This window comes from Microbacterium resistens (assembly GCF_031456305.1).
Classification (GTDB): domain Bacteria; phylum Actinomycetota; class Actinomycetes; order Actinomycetales; family Microbacteriaceae; genus Microbacterium; species Microbacterium resistens_A.
This window is the reverse complement of record NZ_JAVDUM010000011.1, coordinates 99,450-116,789: the sequence shown is the minus strand read 5'-3', so window position 1 is coordinate 116,789 and position 17,340 is coordinate 99,450. Positions and strand designations below refer to the sequence as shown.

The 17,340-nt window shown below is 69.7% G+C and carries 16 protein-coding genes; 6 read left to right on the top strand and 10 right to left on the bottom strand.

All coding sequences use genetic code 11. The features are described 5' to 3' along the window. Window positions 1–1,201 precede the first annotated feature (1,201 nt). From rplI to rpsF, 4 genes are read right to left on the bottom strand one after another with little or no spacing between them, the layout of a single operon-like run. Complete coding sequence (gene rplI, locus J2Y69_RS12935; protein WP_310021372.1) at window positions 1,202–1,654, bottom strand: 50S ribosomal protein L9; 453 nt, start codon at window positions 1,652–1,654, stop codon at window positions 1,202–1,204. A gap of 11 nt (window positions 1,655–1,665) precedes the next feature. Then, window positions 1,666–1,920, bottom strand: coding sequence for a 30S ribosomal protein S18 (rpsR, locus tag J2Y69_RS12930; protein ID WP_040168021.1), 255 nt, complete (start codon window positions 1,918–1,920; stop codon window positions 1,666–1,668). Window positions 1,921–1,980: 60 nt separating this feature from the next. After that, complete coding sequence (locus J2Y69_RS12925) at window positions 1,981–2,490, bottom strand: single-stranded DNA-binding protein (RefSeq protein WP_310021370.1); 510 nt, start codon at window positions 2,488–2,490, stop codon at window positions 1,981–1,983. Window positions 2,491–2,495: 5 nt separating this feature from the next. Next, window positions 2,496–2,861 (bottom strand): 30S ribosomal protein S6, encoded by a 366-nt coding sequence (gene rpsF / locus J2Y69_RS12920; RefSeq protein ID WP_310021368.1) that lies wholly within the window; start codon window positions 2,859–2,861, stop codon window positions 2,496–2,498. Window positions 2,862–3,046: 185 nt separating this feature from the next. On the opposite strand from rpsF, the gene J2Y69_RS12915 reads away from it, so the two are divergent. Then, window positions 3,047–4,084 carry a hypothetical protein gene (locus tag J2Y69_RS12915; RefSeq protein WP_310021366.1) on the top strand — a complete coding sequence of 346 codons (1,038 nt, stop codon included), beginning with the start codon at window positions 3,047–3,049 and terminating at the stop codon, window positions 4,082–4,084. Continuing rightward, window positions 4,081–5,253 (top strand): hypothetical protein, encoded by a 1,173-nt coding sequence (locus J2Y69_RS12910; protein WP_310021364.1) that lies wholly within the window; start codon window positions 4,081–4,083, stop codon window positions 5,251–5,253. The genes J2Y69_RS12915 and J2Y69_RS12910 overlap by 4 nt, the downstream gene beginning before the upstream one ends. Before the next feature lie 159 nt (window positions 5,254–5,412). Here J2Y69_RS12910 and J2Y69_RS12905 read toward each other — a convergent pair whose 3' ends face one another. From J2Y69_RS12905 to J2Y69_RS12890, 4 genes are all read right to left on the bottom strand, one after another. Continuing rightward, window positions 5,413–7,149, bottom strand: coding sequence for an ABC transporter ATP-binding protein (locus J2Y69_RS12905; RefSeq protein ID WP_310021361.1), 1,737 nt, complete (start codon window positions 7,147–7,149; stop codon window positions 5,413–5,415). Further along, window positions 7,146–8,132, bottom strand: coding sequence for an ABC transporter permease (locus tag J2Y69_RS12900; RefSeq protein ID WP_310021360.1), 987 nt, complete (start codon window positions 8,130–8,132; stop codon window positions 7,146–7,148). The genes J2Y69_RS12905 and J2Y69_RS12900 overlap by 4 nt, the downstream gene beginning before the upstream one ends. Before the next feature lie 2 nt (window positions 8,133–8,134). Beyond that, complete coding sequence (locus tag J2Y69_RS12895; RefSeq protein WP_310021358.1) at window positions 8,135–9,211, bottom strand: ABC transporter permease; 1,077 nt, start codon at window positions 9,209–9,211, stop codon at window positions 8,135–8,137. Window positions 9,212–9,280: 69 nt separating this feature from the next. Next, window positions 9,281–10,921, bottom strand: coding sequence for an ABC transporter substrate-binding protein (locus J2Y69_RS12890; RefSeq protein ID WP_310021355.1), 1,641 nt, complete (start codon window positions 10,919–10,921; stop codon window positions 9,281–9,283). A 395-nt stretch (window positions 10,922–11,316) separates the two neighbouring features. Here J2Y69_RS12890 and J2Y69_RS12885 point away from each other — a divergent pair, with 395 nt between their 5' ends. The 3 genes from J2Y69_RS12885 to J2Y69_RS12875 all read left to right on the top strand — a co-directional run bounded on the left by J2Y69_RS12885 (window position 11,317) and on the right by J2Y69_RS12875 (window position 14,967). Beyond that, window positions 11,317–13,770, top strand: coding sequence for a peptidase M6 (locus tag J2Y69_RS12885; protein WP_310021353.1), 2,454 nt, complete (start codon window positions 11,317–11,319; stop codon window positions 13,768–13,770). Between the two features lie 121 nt (window positions 13,771–13,891). Beyond that, window positions 13,892–14,395 carry a hypothetical protein gene (locus J2Y69_RS12880; protein WP_310021351.1) on the top strand — a complete coding sequence of 168 codons (504 nt, stop codon included), beginning with the start codon at window positions 13,892–13,894 and terminating at the stop codon, window positions 14,393–14,395. Next, complete coding sequence (locus J2Y69_RS12875) at window positions 14,392–14,967, top strand: TlpA family protein disulfide reductase (protein ID WP_310021349.1); 576 nt, start codon at window positions 14,392–14,394, stop codon at window positions 14,965–14,967. Before J2Y69_RS12880 ends, J2Y69_RS12875 begins: the two co-directional genes overlap by 4 nt. A 12-nt stretch (window positions 14,968–14,979) precedes the next feature. Here the strand turns inward: J2Y69_RS12875 and J2Y69_RS12870 are convergent, their stop codons facing one another. Beyond that, on the bottom strand, window positions 14,980–15,525 hold the full coding sequence (locus J2Y69_RS12870; RefSeq protein ID WP_310021347.1) for a hypothetical protein: 546 nt from the start codon (window positions 15,523–15,525) through the stop codon (window positions 14,980–14,982). 156 nt (window positions 15,526–15,681) lie between these two features. Here J2Y69_RS12870 and J2Y69_RS12865 point away from each other — a divergent pair, with 156 nt between their 5' ends. Further along, window positions 15,682–16,596, top strand: a complete 915-nt coding sequence (locus J2Y69_RS12865; RefSeq protein WP_310021346.1) for a LysR family transcriptional regulator — start codon at window positions 15,682–15,684, stop codon at window positions 16,594–16,596. On the opposite strand, the gene J2Y69_RS12860 is transcribed toward J2Y69_RS12865, so the two are convergent. Beyond that, window positions 16,557–17,279: a GntR family transcriptional regulator gene (locus tag J2Y69_RS12860; protein WP_310021344.1), complete on the bottom strand. Its 723-nt coding sequence runs from the start codon at window positions 17,277–17,279 to the stop codon at window positions 16,557–16,559. The genes J2Y69_RS12865 and J2Y69_RS12860 overlap by 40 nt on opposite strands. Between the last annotated feature and the right edge of the window lie 61 nt (window positions 17,280–17,340).

Here is a 17,340-nt window from a genome sequence, read left to right as displayed (position 1 = left end):
GCCGCGACATCGGCATCCTGCTGCGTGAGCGGCAACTGGATCCCACGCCCGCCGCCGCGGACCGGATCAGCCGGTGTGGTTCGTGCGTTTCGCGACTGCGAACAGCAGATCACCAACCACCGACATCGAGTTGCTTGTCCACGGTAAGAGCGGCGCTCCACACCCGCAACAGCACCTGTGGATAACTCTGTGGAAAGGATGCGAAGAACTCCGGAGTGTCTGTGCAGAGTGCCTGTGGACAACACCGTGGATGCTTGAGGCTTGAAGGTCTCTTTTACTTGTTGATCAGGCTCTTTGGCAATCCCCAGCCTGTGGATGAAATCACGCTTCAAGCGGGGATTGAAGGTTCGTTGTCATAGGTCGACATGTGCACAACACTGGGGAAAGTCAAGTCGGCGAAACGCCGGGCGCGCCCGGATCCGGACGCCCGTCTCCCTGGACACCGCTCATGATCTCGGTTACGGTGCGGCGGCGCCCAGAGTGTCGAAACCGACACCGATCATGGGCGCGCTCTCACCCCGTCCGAGCGCTCATCCGAGCACGATTGCCCCTCCCCCGCCCCCCTACGGAACCCTCCGGCGGCGCCCCGCCCCCGGGCCCTGCGGGCCCCCCTCGGCCTCCCCGCGGACGCCCCTCGGCGTCCCTGCGGACGCCCCTCGGCCCGCGCCCGTCCTCACCGCCGGTCGGCGCCCCCGTCGGCGGTCCGCGGTCCGCGGTCGACGAGACTGCAACTGCGCCGCGAGACAGCAGGAAAATCGCGCAGTCTCGGAACGCAGTTGCAGTCTCGCGGAGGATGGGCGCGCCGAAGGGCTTCGCCGCGCCGCACAAGGCCCCGACGCCAGCCACGGTCCGCACCGCCTACGGTCCGCCTCACCTACGGTCCGCTGTCCGCCCGCCTACGCCAGCTCCGATCCCGACGTCGGCCTTTCCGATCCCGCGCTCCACCCCGCTCCCGCGCACTCCGGCCCCGCTCCCGCGCACTCCGGCCCCGCCCCAGGCGCTCCGGTCGCGAAATGTGCCGCTCAGAGCCGCCCGACGCGGCACTTTTCGCGACGGGAAGCGAGGAGGGCCGCCCATTTCGCGACGGGAGGAGACGGGACAGGAGGAGACGGAACGGGAGGAGACGGGGCCGGAGAAGGACGGGGCCGGGCACGACGACGCCCCCGGATCCAGAGGAACCGGGGGCGTCGGACAGATCGCGCTACTTGGCGGCGACGACCTGGAGGGTGATGACCGCGGTCACGTCGTCGTGCAGACGAATGGTGGCCTCGTGCTCGCCCGTCGACTTGATCGGCGAGGTGATGTGCACCTTGCGCTTGTCGATCGAGCCCAGCTCGGCACCCGCGACAGCGTCGGCGACGTCGGCCGGCTTCACGGAGCCGAACAGACGCCCCTCGGCGCCGGCCTTGACGGCCAGGCGGACCTTGACGGCCTCGATCTTGTTCTTCAGCGCCACGGCCTCGTCGAGGTCGTGGATGGCGCGGGCCTGACGAGCGGAACGGATCTGCTCGACCTGCTTCTCGCCACCGCGCGTCCAGGAGACGGCGTAGCCCTGCGGGATGAGGTAGTTACGGGCGTACCCGTTCTTGACCTCGATGACGTCACCGGCGCTACCGAGCCCGGCGACCTCGTTCGTGAGAATCAGCTTTGCCATGTCGGTGCTCCTTAACGGCCCGCGCCGGCATAGGGCAGGAGCGCCATCTCACGGGCGTTCTTGATCGCCTTGGCGATCAGACGCTGCTCCTGCACCGAGACACCGGTGATACGACGGGCGCGGATCTTCCCGCGCTCCGAGATGAACTTGCGGAGGGTCGCGACGTCCTTGTAGTCGATGACACCAACGCGGATGGACTTCGCGGGAGCGGCGTTCTTCGCGCCCTTCCGCGGCTTGCGGCGGTCGCCGCTCGACTTTCCAGCCATTGTTGCTTCCTTAGAGATGTGGTCGGGCGCTCAGCGCCCGGAGTCTTGTCGTCGTCCGGCTCAGAACGGCGTGTCGTCGCCGAAGCTGCCGGGGGTGCTCCACGCATCGGCGCTCGACGAGCCGGGCGTCGACCACGGCTCCTCCGAGACCTGCTGCTGCGGACGAGCCTGGCCAGCGCCACCGCCGCCTCCGCCGCTGCCACCCGATGCGGCGCGGGTGACCTGCGCCGTCGCGTAGCGGAGCGAGGGGCCGATCTCGTCGACCTCCAGCTCGATCGACGTGCGCTGGTTGCCCTCGCGGTCCTGGTAGGAGCGCTGCTTCAGGCGTCCGGATGCGATGACCCGCATGCCCTTGGTCAGCGAACCCGCCACGTGCTCGGCGAACTCGCGCCACACGGACGCGCGGAGGAACAGCGCATCGCCGTCCTTCCACTCGTTCGCCTGACGGTCGAAACTGCGCGGCGTCGATGCGATGGTGAAGTTCGCCACCGGCAGCCCGTTCTGCGTGTACCGCAGCTCGGGGTCGGCGGTGAGGTTCCCCACGACGGTGATGATCGTCTCGCCGGCCATGACGGTTACGCCTTCGCGACCTTGGACTTGCGAGCGGCCTTGTCCTCGGCGCGCTTCGCCTCGGCGGCGACCATGGCCTGCGCCTCCTCGGCGCGGAGCACCTTGGTGCGGAACACGAGCTCGTTCAGGTTCAGCTGGCGGTCCAGCTCCTGAGTGGTCTCGCTCGTCGCGGTGAAGTTCACGACGGCGTAGATGCCCTCGGTCTTCTTGTTGATCTCATAGGCGAAACGGCGCTTGCCCCAGATGTCGACCTTCTCAATCGAGCCACCATCGTTGGTGATGACCTTCAGGAACTTGTCGAGGTTGGGGGCAACCTGGCGCTCGTCCAGCTCGGGGGTCAGAATGACCATGAGCTCGTACTGGTGCGTCACTTACCCACCTCCTTCGGACTAGAACGGCTTCCGGGACTTTCCCGGGAGCAGGAGGGTGTTGTGCACGTGTCCGGACATACGAATGCCCGGGCAACCTGTGCAGTCTACCCCATCGGCGCCCGTCGCCCCGCCCTCCTCGCCTCCGCCCCTCCCCTCTGTCGGGGGCTGCGGGTAACGTGGGCCGCATGCAGTGGGAGGGCGAGGTCGGCGTCGGCACGTGGATCCGGGAGCGGCTCGACGGCGATTCCACGACGATGCACAGCGTCGTCCCCCGCGGCTTCGAGGCCTACGCCCGGGTCTTCCATCCCGCCCAGGCCCGCTCCATGCCGGGGCGTCCCGTGCCCACGAATGAGGAATGGCATCGGATGTCCGATGCGGAACGGACCCGCCTGTTCGCCCTCCTCATCGACGCTCCGGCCACCTGGTCCGACGCCGCGGCCGCGTTCGGCACGGTGCTGCATCCGCTCGCGCAGTGGCACCGGATCGTCGCCGTGCCGGATCTCGGCGACGTGCACGGGCAGCTGCAGCTCGCATCCCACCCGCTCGCCCCCGACGGCCGGGAGTTCTCCGCACCGGCGCTCGGCGACCTGGACCCCCGCGATCTGGCGCCGATCGCCGCACACCTCGTCGCGCACACCTCGACACCGGACGACGGGCACGCCGCGGTCTGGGAGGGCTGGGGCGGGCTGCTCGGCCACTTCGGCCACGGGCCGGCGCGCGCAGACCTGAGGCTCGATGCCGGCGCGGCACATGAGGAGATGCTCGCGCGCAGCATCCACGATCCGTTCAACAACGTCTTCCGCGCCCCCACGTGGCAGGAGGGCATCCTTCCCCGCGAGATCTCTGAGGGCGCTCTCCTCGAGCTGCCGCAGCGCAGGCATGTGCTCTTCACCGCGCCGCCCCGGGTCTTCGCGGATCCGTCCTGGCCGAACCGTGCGCCCTGGCGCGACGAGCACGGTGCGGACGACGGCATCCGCGACGACGGGCAGGACGACCCCGCGGCGTCCTGGACCACCGCGCAGCACCCGAGCCTGATCTGGCCCGCCGATCACGCCTGGGTGCTGGTCAGCGAGATCGACTTCGACTCCACCGTCATCGGCGGATCGGCGGAGCTGATCCGCGCGATCTGCGAGGACCCGGCGATCGAGGCGCTGCCGCTGCCCGCTGAGGCCTCGCTCACCGCGGACGCCGACACCGTGAACCGCCCTCGGGGACGCGGATGACCGACACCGGGCGCCCCTCCGGCATCGACGCGCGCCCGCTGACGGCGCCGGTCGATCCCGCCGCCTTCTCGGCATACACCCGCGCCGCCAAGGCGAACGGGGAGTCGAGGACGCCTGCGAGCCAGATCTTCGTCTGGGCGATCATGGGCTTTGTCGCCCTGATGATGTTGTTCCTCGCCGTCCTCGTGCTCTTCGTCGTCCTGCAGAACGCGCTGTCGACGGCGTGGCTGGTCCCGCTCCTCCCCCTCATCCCCGTCGCGGCGATCGCCGGCATCGTCGTCGCGTCCGTCGTCTTGCGCCGCCGGTCCCGGATCCGCAGATACCGGCTGAACGGCTTCACGGCGGCGAACGCGATGTCCTATGTGCCGCTGGTGACCGACCCCGCCCTTCCCGGCATGGTCTTCGGGCTCGGTCACACGCGTCGGGCCGAGGATCTGGTGCGCGGCGCGCAGCCGCGCTTCGTGGAGTTCGGCAACTTCCAGTACACGACGGGTTCGGGGAAGAACTCCGAGACCCACCGCTGGGGGTATGTGGCGATCAAGCTCGACGTCCCGCTGCCGAACATCGTGCTGGATGCGGCCGCCAACGACGGGATCTTCGGATCCAGCCTCCCCGCCCGGTTCTCGAAGGATCAGCGGCTCTCGCTGGAAGGGGACTTCGATCGGCACTTCTCGCTGTTCTGCCCCGCGGGGTACGAACGCGATGCCCTGTACCTGTTCACACCGGACATCATGGCCCGTTTCATGGACCATGCCGCCCAGTTCGATGCCGAGATCGTCGATGACTGGCTGTTCCTCTACGCCAGGAACGAGCAGGTCTCCACACTGGACCCGGCGCGCTGGTCGGCGCTCTTCACCACGGTGGGCGCTGTGCTGACCAAACTCGACCAATGGGCCCGGTGGCGGGACGAGCGCCTTCGCGCCGACGCATCGGCCGTGGCGAGCGCCTTCCCGGCGCACTCGCCCTGGGCGGACGGCGCCGGCTCGACCGCTTCTGCGCGTCCGCTCGAGGGGGCAGCCGCTTCCGCCGTTCCCTTCGCCGCACCTCCGGCGCCGGGGGTCGCCGCCCCTGGACGACGCCTCCGACGCACCGGATCCTGGATCGGCGTCGTCGCGGTCGTCGGCATCGGCGCCCTGTGGTTCTTCTCCCGCATCGTCTTCGGCCACTGAGCCCCCGCGCCGTTCCCTCATCCCGCCGCTGCCGACCCCGGCCTGACGAGGCCCTGCGCCCACGCGCTGACCGGGAGACTGCAACTGCGTTCCAAGAGTGCAGGAAAATCGCGCAGTCTCGGAACGCAGTTGCAGTCTCGCGGGGAAGGACGAGGCGAGTCAGCGGCGGCGCACCGACTGCCAGAGGGCGCGGCGCTCGGCCTGCTCGACGGGATCCGGAACGGGGAGCGCCGCGAGGAGCTCCCTCGTGTACGCGTCCTGCGGGTCGTTCAGCACCTGCACGGTCGAGCCCTGCTCGCGGATCCGTCCCTGCTGCAGCACGATGATCCGATCCGAGACGGCGTCGATCACGGCCAGGTCGTGGCTGATGAACAGCGAGGCGAAGCCGAGGTCGGCCTGGAGCTGCACGAACAGGTCCAGCACCTTCGCCTGCACCGAGACGTCCAGCGCGCTGGTCGGCTCGTCGGCGATCAGGAGCTTCGGGTCCAAGGCCAGGGCCCGGGCGAGCGAGGCCCGCTGACGCTGGCCGCCGGACAGCTCGTGCGGATAGCGGTCGCCGAAGGAGGTCGGCAGTCGCACGGCGTCGAGCAGCTCGTCGACCTTGCGACGCGCGGCGGCCATGTTCGCCGCCTTCCCGTGCACGATGAGCGGCTCCGCGATGCACTCGGCGATCGTGAGCAGCGGGTTGAAGCTCGTCGCCGGATCCTGGAACACGAATCCGATCTCCGGACGGAGGGGCGCGAGCTGCCTCGCCTTCACCCCCCGCATCTCCAGCCCGAGCACGCGCAGCGACCCGCCGACCACCGTGGTGAGACCCACCACGGCCCGCCCGATCGTGGTCTTTCCCGATCCGGACTCGCCGACGAGGCCGACGACCTCGCCCGGTCCGACCCAGAAGTCCACGCCCTTGACGGCGACGACCCCGCCGCGCCCGAACCTCCCGGGGTAGCCGATCTCGCACGCCGAGGCGACGATCAGGCTGCCCTCCGGGGCGGAGTCGGCGACGGCGGCCTTCGGATCCTGCGAGCGCGACTTGCCCTGGCCGACGTGGGGCACGGCGGCCAGCAGCTCGCGAGTGTAGTCCTCCGCCGGCCGCTCGAACAGATCGTGGACGGGCGCCTGCTCGACGATGTCGCCGCGGTACATCACCACCACACGATCCGCGAGGTCCGCCACCACGCCCATGTTGTGCGTGATGAGCACGATGGTCGCGCCGAACTCGTCCCGGCAGGTGCGGAGCAGGTCGAGGATCTCGGCCTGCACGGTCACGTCGAGGGCCGTGGTCGGCTCGTCGGCGATGATGAGCCCGGCGTTGAGGACCAGCGCCATCGCGATCACGATGCGCTGCTTCTGCCCGCCGGAGAACTGGTGCGGGTACTCGTCGACGCGCTTCTCCGGATCGGGGATGCCGACCCGGCGCAGGATGTCGACGGCCTTGGCCCTGGCATCCTTCTTCGAGAGCTTCCCCTGCCCTGCCGGGCGATGTGCGCGCAGTCCCTCCGCAATCTGCCACCCCACGGTGTACACCGGGTTCAGCGCCGTCGACGGCTCCTGGAACACCATCGCGGCGTCCCGTCCGCGCATCGCACGAAGGCGCGCGCCCGATGCGTGCACGACATCGGTCTCGTCCCCGGCGCGCGAGCGCACGATCACGGCGCCCGACATGGTCGCCGTCTCGGGCAGCAGTCCGAGCAACGCGTTGGCGGTGACCGTCTTGCCGGATCCGGACTCGCCGACGATCGCAAGCACCTCGCCGGCGTGCGCCTGCAGATCGATGCCCTTGACCGCCTCGACCGGGTCGCCGTCGGTGGCGAACGTGATCCGCAGATCCTCGATCTGCGCGACGTCCGCGCCGGTGGCGATGCCGGTGCGGGTGTTCTCGCTCGAAGCGGTCATGCCGCACCTCCTGCGCGACGGCGGGTGCGCAGTCGCGGATCGCTCAGGTCGTTCAGACTCTCTCCGACCAGGGTGATGCCGAGCACCACCAGCACGATCGCGAGACCGGGGAAGATCGAGGTCCACCAGATGCCGCTCGTGACGTCGGCCACCGAGCGGTTCAGGTCGTACCCCCACTCCGCGGCGGCCGTGGCCTCGATCCCGAAGCCGAGGAAGCCCAGGCCCGCGAGGGTCAGGAGCGCCTCGGACGCGTTGATCGTGACGACGACCGGCAGGGAGCGGGTGGAGTTGCGCAGCACATGGCGCAGGAGGATCCGCCGGGTGGACACCCCGATCACCTTGGCCGACTCCACGAAGGGCTCCGACCGCACCCGTACGACCTCGGCGCGGATCACGCGGAAGTACTGCGGCACGAAGACCACCGTGATCGACAGCGCCGTCGCCATGACGCCAGCCCACAGGCTGGACTGCCCGCGGCTGATCACGATCGACATGACGATCGCGAGCAGGAGCGAGGGGAAGGCGTAGATCGCGTCGGCCACGACGACGAGGATCCGGTCGAGCCAGCCGCCGAAGTATCCGGAGAGGAGGCCGAGGAGGATGCCGAGGAAGATCGAGCAGGCGATCGCGGCGAGGATGACGAGGAGCGCGGTCTGCGCCCCCCAGATCATGCGGGAGAACACGTCGAACCCGGACACCGTGGTGCCGAGGAGGTTCGTCGCACTCGGCGGCTGCTGCGTGCCGAACTTCTGGCCGTCCACCGACTGCTGCGCCCAGGAGTACGGGGCGATCAGCGGCGCGAGGAGGGCGACGACGACGAAGAACAGCGTGATCACGAGGCCGGTGACGAGCATTCCGCGCTGGAGCCCGATGCTCTGGCGGAGGTGCGAGATCACCGGCAGCCGCTCGGTCCAGCGGCGCTTGCGCGGCGTCGCGACGGCGAGGGTCGCGGTCGACGGCGTGGGCAGGTTGCGGTCCACCACGTTCAGTACCTCACCCTCGGGTCGATGACGGCGGCGACGATGTCGACGAGGAAGTTCGTCACGGCGACGATCACCGCGATCATCACCACGATCCCCTGGACGGCCACGAAGTCGCGGGCCTTGAGGTACTCGGCGAGCATGAAGCCGATGCCCTTCCACTCGAACGTCGTCTCGGTGAGGACGGCGCCGGCGAGCAGCATCGCGATCTGCAGGCCGATCACGGTGATGATCGGGATCAGCGCCGGCCGGAACGCGTGCTTGGTGACGAGGCGGTACTCGCTCACGCCCCGCGACCGCCCTGATGTGACGTACTGCTGTCCGAGGGTTCCGATCACGTTCGTGCGGATGAGCCGGAGGAAGACGCCGGCCGTGAGCATGCCGAGCGCCACGGCGGGCAGCACCGCGTGCCACAGCACATCCCCGATGGCCTCGCCGTTGCCGAGGCGGATCGCGTCCAGGAGGTAGATGCCGGTGGGCGTGTCGATGCCGCTCATCAGCAGCTCGGTCCGGGTGCTTGCCCGGCCGGACACCGGGAACCATCCCAGCCAGACCGAGAAGAGGAGCTTCAGCAGCAGTCCGACGAAGAAGATGGGCGTCGCGTAGGCGAGGATCGCCATGATCCGCAGCGCCGCGTCCTGCCACTTGTCACGGCGGTAGGCGGCGACGAGGCCCAGCGGGATGCTCACGGCGAAGGCGACGATGAGCGCGTAGACCGCGAGCTCCAGCGTCGCCGAGCCGTACTGGAGCAGGACGTCGGTCACGGGGCGGCCGTCGGTGATCGTCATGCCGAAGTCGCCGCGGAGGGCGGCGCCGAGGTACTCGAAGTACTGGACGATCAGCGGCCGGTCGTACCCGGCCTGGTGGATGCGCTCCGCGAGCTGTGCCGCGGGGAGGCGGCCGCCGAGGGCCGCGGTGATGGGGTCGCCGGTGATCCGCATCAGGAAGAAGACCATCGTGACCAGGATCAGGACGGTCGGGATGATGAGCAGGAGTCGGACGATGATGTAGCGCCATAGTCCGCCGCCGGCGGATATGGAGCGAGCCGCCGGGAGTTCCGGGGCGAGGGCGTCTACGGCCATGGAGGCACCTTCGTTGCTTGGGGCCGATCGGGGCGCCGTCACGCGGACGGCGCCCCGATCGGATGTGCGCTACTTGGTCAGCGGCGCGTAACGGAACTTGAACGAGGCATCCAGCGTGGCGCCCTTCACGCCCGAGCCGACCACCGCGACCTGCTTGCCCTGGAGCAGCGGCAGAGTGGAGAGATCGGTCGCGACGAGGTCCTGGATCTCGCCCAGCATCTCGAGGCGCTTGGTCTTGTCGGTCTCGGTCTGCGACGCGACGATCATGTCGTTGACCTTCGGGTTGTCGTAGTGGTTTCCGAGGAAGTTCTCCTTGAGGAAGAACGGCGACAGGTAGTTGTCGGCGTCCGAGTAGTCCGGGAACCAGCCCAGCTGGTAGGCCGGGTACACGTCGGCTGTGCGGTCCTTGGAGTACTGCACCCACTCGGTCTGCTGCAGGTTGACCGTGAACAGGCCGCCCTGCTCCAGCTGCGCCTTGACGGCGGCGTACTCGTCACCCGACGAGGGGCCGTAGTGGTCGCCGTTGTACTGCAGGTTCAGCTGCACCGGGGTCTGCACCCCTGCCGCCGTGAGCGTCTCCTTCGCCTTGTCGACGGAGGCTGCGCCCTTGCCGTCGCCGTAGAGCGACTTCAGCGGCTCCGTCGCACCGGGCATGCCCTCGGGCACGAACGAGTACAGCGGGGTGTAGGTGTCCTTGTAGACGTCCTTGGCGAGCGCTGCGCGGTCGACGAGCGAGGCCGCGGCCTGACGGACGGCCTGCGCCTTGGCGGGGTCAGCCTCGGGCGTGGTCGCACCGAACGGCATGGTGTTGAAGTTGAACACGATGTAGCGGGTCTCGCCGCCGGGGCCGTCGACGACCTTGACCTTGTCGTTCTTGGACAGGTCGTCGATGTCGGTGGCGGAGAGGCTCCGGAAGGCCACGTCGATGTCGCCGTTGCCGATCGCGAGCTTGAGGTTCGAGGCATCGGCGTAGTACTTGGCGGTGATGCCGGAGTTCTCGGCCTTGCCCAGGTTGCCCTTGTAGTCGGCGTAGGGCTTGTACGCGATCAGCTCGTTCGTCTTGTAGCTGGTGATCTCGTACTGCCCGGCGAACGCCTTCTCCTTGACGATCGTGTCATCGGGGGTGACCGCGTCGGCCGAGAAGACGTCCTCGTCGACGATCGGGGCGGCGGGGCTGGAGAGGATCAGCGGCCAGATCTGGTCGTTGCCGTTCTTGAGCGTGAAGACGACGGTGGTGTCGTCCGGCGCCGCGACGCTGGCGAGGTTGCCGAGGAGGGCTACGGGGCCCTCGGCGTCGTTGATCTTCACCACGCGGTCGAACGAGAACTTCACATCGCTGGAGGTGAGGTCGTTGCCGTTGGCGAACTTCAGGCCCTTCTTCAGCGTCACCGTGTACTCGGTCGGCGAGGTGAACTCCGCCTTCTCGGCGATGTCGGGCGTGACCTCGGCGGTGCCGTAGGTGCTGTTGAGGAGGAAGGGGTAGATCTGGTTCATCACGGCGAAGGAGCCGTTGTCGTAGGAGCCCGCAGGGTCCAGCGACGTGATCTTGTCGGTCGTGCCGACGACGAGCTCGCCGCCGCCGGAGCCGGAGCCCTCGGCCGCGCCTCCGCCGCCCGTGCTGCTGGTGGCGCAGCCGGCGAGAAGGATGGCCGAGGCGCCGAGCGCCCCGATGGCGAGGCCGAGCCGGCCCCGCGTGCTGTGCAGTGACATGTACACCTCTTGTATCTGTGTGATGACTTCTTCGTCAGGACCGCAGCCTCGCGGTCAAGGCGTCGGGCAGAGGTCTTCATCCTGCCCGATCCTGGCGGCTCGCGCTACGGACGCCGCCGCCCGGCGGACCTTCCCTCCGCCTAGACCTCGCGTTACTAACATATTACAAATTCAGATGATCGGTGGAATCTCACTCACGAGGGATTCTTGAATTAAGACTTGATCAGCAGTTTTTTTCTGGTATCCGAAAATCTCGGCCCGAAGACTTCCCGGAGAGATCGCTTCTTTTCCCGTTTAGTGCAATGCTACTGACGAGATAGGCCTGGTCCGCGCGACCGGTCTCCTCGCCGCGCAGTGACGCGCGGATTCCCCCGATATCGAACGAAGGAGACACCTTGGCTTCCACACCAGGGCACGGCTCCGGATGGTCCACCCGGCGACGGGTCGCGGCAGCGCTGACTGCCGCGGGGGCCATCACGGGCCTGATAATGAGCGGCTCGATCGCCGCGGTCGCCGGCGACGCCGCCGTCGACCCGAGCGTGCTCGACCCGATCGATCCGCAGAACTGGGTCAACGCGGATGCGATGACCTGGGACGACTACGTCCCGATCCCCGGCACCGACTGGTCGAACGACACCGACGGGTCGACCCGCCAGTTCCATGGTGCGATCGTCCTGGTGGACTTCGCCAACCAGGACTTCGTGGTGACGCAGGAGGAGGGCACCCACGTCTTCGGCAACCCGACGGGGCTCGCCGAGCCCGTCGATCGGGAGGAGGTGCCCGACTTCTACCTGAACCTCCTGAACACCCCGAACGACCTCAACCACGGGCGCACCATCAACGAGTACTACATGGAGCAGACGGGCGGCCGTCTGAGCGTGCAGATGGAGGCCTTCGGGCCCTATCGCATGCCCGGGAACATCGAGGAGTACGGCCTCAACGACTCCTTCAACAAGACCGGCGGCTCCAACGCCACGCTCTGCCCGCAGGGCCTGACCTGCAACAAGAACATCCGCACCGACGCCCTGGGCCTCTGGGCCGCCGAGATGGGTCTCACCGATCCGCTGGCCGAGTTCGACCAGGTCTTCTGGGTCACGGCGGGACACGACGAGTCGGGGACCTGGGAGGAGTTCGGCCCCATGGTCTTCGCCAACCCCGAGGACGTGACCGACGACTTCGGACCCCCGCGCGACGCCGAAGGCAACGCCTTCGATCAGAACGGGGACCCGATGGCGAACTGGGCGAAGACCCGGTACGTCCCGTGGACCAGCTGGGCGTCCGCGAGCAACCACTGGCCGAACGCCAACTTCCCCGTCAAGGACGGCGAGGGCAACGTGCTCCGCGCCGGCAACTCCACCCAGGCGGAGTCGAGCGGCATGGGGGTCTTCGCGCACGAGTTCGCCCACATCCTCGAGATCGGCGACAACTACGGGAACCCGTACGGCACGGACGCTGACGACGGAGGGCCGCTGCGCGACACCTCCGGGCCCTACGACGTGCTCGCCCGCGGCGCCTTCAACGGCCCCGGCGGACCGCACACCCGCTGGAACGTGCCCGCCCTCGCCGGCGCGTCCCAGCCCTCCGGCCTCGCACTGCGCAACCGGCTCAAGCTCGACATGATCGACGCCTCCAGCGTCGTGAGCCTCAACCGCAGCGAGCTCGCCGCGGCGGGCTCCATCGCGGTCGACCTGCAGAGCCGTGCGCACCAGGAGGACGGCGTCTCCCTCGGCGTGAACCTCGTCCTCGACGGCGGCGACCTCTCCACCGGCTCGTGCACCCGCAAGGCGCAGTGGGACTGCGACGGCGGCGGCTACGACAACTACACGCTCGAGGTCATCGACCGGATGGGCACGGACTCGTTCCAGCCCGACAGCGGTGTGATGATCGCGAAGACGAAGAACCAGGACAGGAACCCGTTCATCTGGACGGTCGACGCCAACCCGCAGGACATCGACACTCTCGACTACGTGCGTGCCGATGGCACTCCGGTGCCGATCACCCGCGGTGACCAGCGCCAGCTGAACGACGCGCTGTTCCACGCCGGCATCGACTCCGGCTCCGAGTTCGAGTACGTCGACGAGGCCAACCGCCTGCACTTCTACGTGGCCGACCGGGCCCGCGACGACCGTGGGATCCTGAGCTACGGCATCGCGGTGCGCTCGCTCGACAGCGCAGGACCGCAGGCGCGTGCGGTCGCACTCGGCGAGACCACCCAGTCCGGAACCGTGGCCGACGGCCTCGTCGCCCTGAACGTTCCGGTCCGCAACACCGGCGGCGCCGTGACCGACCAGCGCGCGAACAGCGACATCTACCGCATCACGACCTCGGTCGTGGGCGGAGGCGGCGCATGGAGCGTCCAGACGCCGAGCGAGATCGTGACGATCCCGACCGGCGAGGAGCGCACGGTTCCGGTCTACGCCTTCACGGGTGCCGCCGAGGCGCTCACCAAGGCGGACGTCCCGGCCGTTCCCGCCGACGCCACCGTCACGGTGACGATCACCAGCGAGAACGACCCGACGGCGACGGTCACCGAGACGTACGACCTCGCCAAGGCGGTCGAGCCGACCCCGACCCCGACGCCGGAGCCGACGGTCGAGCCGACGGCGACCCCGGAGCCGACGGCGACGCCGACCGAGAACCCCGGCAACCCTGGCACTCCCGGCACTCCCGGCACGCCGGGCGGCACGGGAGAGAACGGCGCCGGCGGTCAGCACCCCGGCGGCGGCCTCGCCACCACCGGTCAGGACGGCGCCCTGCCGCTCCTCCTCGCGGGCGGTGCGGCGATCGCGGTCGCCCTCGGCTCCGGCCTCCTCGTCGCCGTCCGACGGCGCCGGGCAGCGCAGGAGTGATCGTCCCCTGACCGCCCTGCGGCGGCACCCTCTCCCCCTTCCCCTCCCCCTCCCGGAAGGGGGAGGGGGTGCCGCCCGCTCGACCCACCCTCTCGACCTGTCCGCCCGATCCGGAGTCCAGATGCCCCTCCGCACCCTCATCGATGCCCGCCGTCGCCTCGCCGTCCTCGCCGGATCCGTCCTCGCCGGCGCGGCGGTGACCGGGATCGCCCTGACCGCCTGCGCCCCCCAAGCGACGGCGCAGGACGGCCTGCTGGTCGTCCGCGACGGCGCCCTCCGCGCACCGGACGCCGACTGCGCCGGATCCGGCAGCGCCCTCTTCCTGCACGCGGGCGCCGTCCTCACGGCGGTCGACGACGACGGCCGGACCGTGCTCGAGGCCACACTGCCCTCCGGCCGCGCCGATCGCTCCGACGACAAGGACTACGGATCCGCATCCCGCATCCCCACCGTCTGCGCCTTCCCCTTTCCCGCCGCCGCGCTCGAGGACGGCCGACCGTACACGTTCCGCGTCGACGGGACGGAGATCGGCCGCACCGAGATCAGGCGCACCCGCGACGACCTCGCCGTCGTCGCCTATCCCCTGCTCGGAGACCCGAGCGCGACCACGGGAGACGACCGATGAACCGACGCCCCGCCCTTTCCGCCCTTCCCGTCCTCGCCGCTCTCCTCGGCGCCCTCCTGCTGCTCGCGGGCTGCGCATCGTCCCCACGGGGCGGCGCGGAGACCCTCCCCTCGGCGGCGCCCGAGGCGGCGGGCGAGATCTTCTCCCCTCTCGACGGAGCAGTCAGCGCCCCGGCCGCGTCGGGGACGCTGATCGACGGCACCCGTGTCGATCTCGCCGACCTCTGGGCAGAGCGTGTGCTGATCGTGCAGTTCACCGCGACCTGGTGCTCCTCGTGCAAGGCCGCGGAGCCGATGCTCCGCGACACGGTCGAGGAGTACGGCGACGCCGTGCTCCTCGTCCACATCGCGCTCGACGAGCCGGTCGACGAGGTCAGGGCCTTCCTCGACGAGAACCGGACGACCGGTCCGGTTCTGGTCGACGGATCCGGTGCGCTCTGGCGGGACTATGCGGTCTCCGAGCCGCCGATGACGGCCGTGATCGACACGGCGGGCGGGATCGTCCGGATGTGGCCGGGAGGCGCAGGGGGCGACGAGCTCCGTGCGGCGCTCGACCGTGTCGTGCGCCGGTAGCGCGGCGATCGGTCAGCCGTGGCGCACCGCGAGGCACGGCACCAGGAATCGCTCGATCTCGCCCGTGCCCTCCAGGTCGACGGCCTCCACGTCGATCACCGACGAGACGAGCGGCGCCCCGTCCGTGGCGCGCCGCAGGGCGGCGCGGCGGGAGCGCTCGGGGCCGACCACCCTGATCCGTTCATAGGCTCCCGCCGCACGCGCCGCCCACCGGTCCGCGGTCTCGACCCGCACCGAGGCTCCGGCGCGGAGGAGACCCCTGTGCAGGCGGTCGGCGAGCGGATGACCGAGACTCAGCTCCACCGTGAGTCCCGCGCGAACGGCCGCGGCGACCACGCGGAGCACCTCGAGCATGTCGGACCCGTCGGCGGCCTTCACGCCGAGACGCCGTCCGACGGGCTCGCCCGGTGCCTCGGACCGGACCCGGAGGTCATCGACCGCGGCACGACGGAGACGCTCGGCCTCCCCCGGCTCCAACGCCTCATCGGCGGTCCGCAGTATCTGTCCGATCGCGATCTCGACATCGACAGACGGGATGGGGGCGGCAAGGGGCATCATCGGTCCTCTCGGGTACGGCCTCGACTCGGAGCGCCTCCGGCGCCGTCGTCGACGGGGGTTCGGCCGTCAGGATCAGTGTGGCCTCCGCCGTTGGTGAGGAGAAGTGCCAGAATGTGACCAATCCAATGAAGCACAGATTCACAATCGGGAGCGACGATGCTCGATGTCCGACGGCTTCGCCTCCTGCACGAGTTCCAGCTGCGCGGCACCCTGGCCGAGGTCGCCAGGGCGCTGTCGTACTCGCCCTCGTTCATCTCCCAGCAGATGGCCCTCCTCGAACGGGAGACCGGGGCGGCGCTCCTCCGGCGCAGCGGGCGCAGGGTGCACCTCACCGCGCAGGGTGAGCTGCTCGCCACCAGGGCCGGGGAGATCCTCGACCGTCTCGAACGCGCGGAGGCGGAGCTCGCCGCGCAGACGGCGACCATCGCCGGCACGGTGCGGCTCGCGGTGTTCCAGTCCGTCGCGCACACGGTCCTGCCCCGGGCCGTCGCCCTTCTCGCCGGCGCGCACCCGGGCCTCCGTGTGGAGATCGTCGAACGGGAGCCGGAGCTCGGCCTGTTCGAGACGACGGCGCGCGACTTCGACCTGGTCGTCGCCGAGCAGTACCCGGGGATGCGGCGACCGCGGCGCAAGGGCATCGACCACGTCACGCTCGGCGAGGACGACCTGCTGCTCGTTAGTGCTCGGGCGGGGCGCCACACGGCGGGCGGTCTCAGCGACGCCGAGACCGCCCCCTGGGTCATGGAGCCCCGCGACACCGCCTCCCGCTCATGGGTCACGCAGATGTGCCGCGGCGCGGGCTTCGAGCCGGACGTCCGCTTCGAGACGCCGGACCTCGTCACGCATCTCCGCCTCATCGAGCGGGGAGAGGCGGTGGGGGTGCTCCCCGCGCTCTTCCTGGCCTCCCTGTCCGCCGACGTCGTCGTGCGCTCGCTGCCCTCGGCACCGAGGCGCGAGGTGTTCAGCGCCACGCGGACCGCTGCGGCGCCGGCGCCGGCCATCACCGCCGTGCGGACCGCGCTCGCGGACGCCTATGCGGACGTGCTGGAGGAGATCCCCGCGGCGGGATGACCGGCGGGGCGCGGCTGCTCCCCCTCGACGTCGGGGACGCCGCTCAGGATGTGGGCGCGGACGAGCTCCGCGACGCCGGGTCCGTCCCCGTCGATGAGGCGGTCCAGGATGAGATGGTGCTCGCTCGCCGAGCGACGCATCTCCGGGCTGTCGAGCTGAGCGGCCAGTCCCACCTGCCGCGAGCGCTGGCGGAGACCTGCGACCACCTCCAGCAGGGTGCTGTTGTCGAGCACGGCGAGCACGCGCTCATGGAACGCCACATCCGCCTCGACGTGTCCGCCGAGATCCCCCTCGTCCACCGCGCGCACGATCTGATCCGCCAGCGCCCGGAACTCCGACACGCGCTCGCGGGGGAAGACGGCGGCGATCTCCGCCATCGCGGGCGCCTCGATCCATGCCCGGAGCATCGCCACCTCGCGGAGGTCCCGGTCGCTGACCTCCGTCACCCGAAAACCCTTGTTGCGCACGGGCGAGAGGAAGCCGCGCTTCTGGAGGTTGACCATCGCCTCGCGGACGGGGGTCGCCGAGACCGCGAACTGGGCGGCGAGCGACGGGACCGTGATCAGCGTGCCCGCCACCAGCTCCCCGGTGACGATGGCGTTGCTCACCATGCGCTCGACCTCGTCGCGGAGTGTGCCGGACGCGTCGTCACGGTGGATGGTCGTCGTCTCCGTCGTCCTCACCTCTTCCCCCTCCTGGGCGGACCGTGAGGGCCCGCGGAGTCAGCATAGGACTGGACCCTCT

Coding starts and splice junctions, on each gene's coding strand:
- rplI (WP_310021372.1), bottom strand. CDS start 1,654: ATGGCAAAGCTGATTCTCACGAACGAGGTCGCCGGGCTCGGTAGCGCC.
- J2Y69_RS12890 (WP_310021355.1), bottom strand. CDS start 10,921: ATGTCACTGCACAGCACGCGGGGCCGGCTCGGCCTCGCCATCGGGGCG.
- J2Y69_RS12875 (WP_310021349.1), top strand. CDS start 14,392: ATGAACCGACGCCCCGCCCTTTCCGCCCTTCCCGTCCTCGCCGCTCTC.
- rpsR (WP_040168021.1), bottom strand. CDS start 1,920: ATGGCTGGAAAGTCGAGCGGCGACCGCCGCAAGCCGCGGAAGGGCGCG.
- J2Y69_RS12880 (WP_310021351.1), top strand. CDS start 13,892: ATGCCCCTCCGCACCCTCATCGATGCCCGCCGTCGCCTCGCCGTCCTC.
- J2Y69_RS12895 (WP_310021358.1), bottom strand. CDS start 9,211: ATGGCCGTAGACGCCCTCGCCCCGGAACTCCCGGCGGCTCGCTCCATA.
- J2Y69_RS12870 (WP_310021347.1), bottom strand. CDS start 15,525: ATGATGCCCCTTGCCGCCCCCATCCCGTCTGTCGATGTCGAGATCGCG.
- J2Y69_RS12910 (WP_310021364.1), top strand. CDS start 4,081: ATGACCGACACCGGGCGCCCCTCCGGCATCGACGCGCGCCCGCTGACG.
- J2Y69_RS12925 (WP_310021370.1), bottom strand. CDS start 2,490: ATGGCCGGCGAGACGATCATCACCGTCGTGGGGAACCTCACCGCCGAC.
- J2Y69_RS12915 (WP_310021366.1), top strand. CDS start 3,047: ATGCAGTGGGAGGGCGAGGTCGGCGTCGGCACGTGGATCCGGGAGCGG.
- J2Y69_RS12865 (WP_310021346.1), top strand. CDS start 15,682: ATGCTCGATGTCCGACGGCTTCGCCTCCTGCACGAGTTCCAGCTGCGC.
- J2Y69_RS12905 (WP_310021361.1), bottom strand. CDS start 7,149: ATGACCGCTTCGAGCGAGAACACCCGCACCGGCATCGCCACCGGCGCG.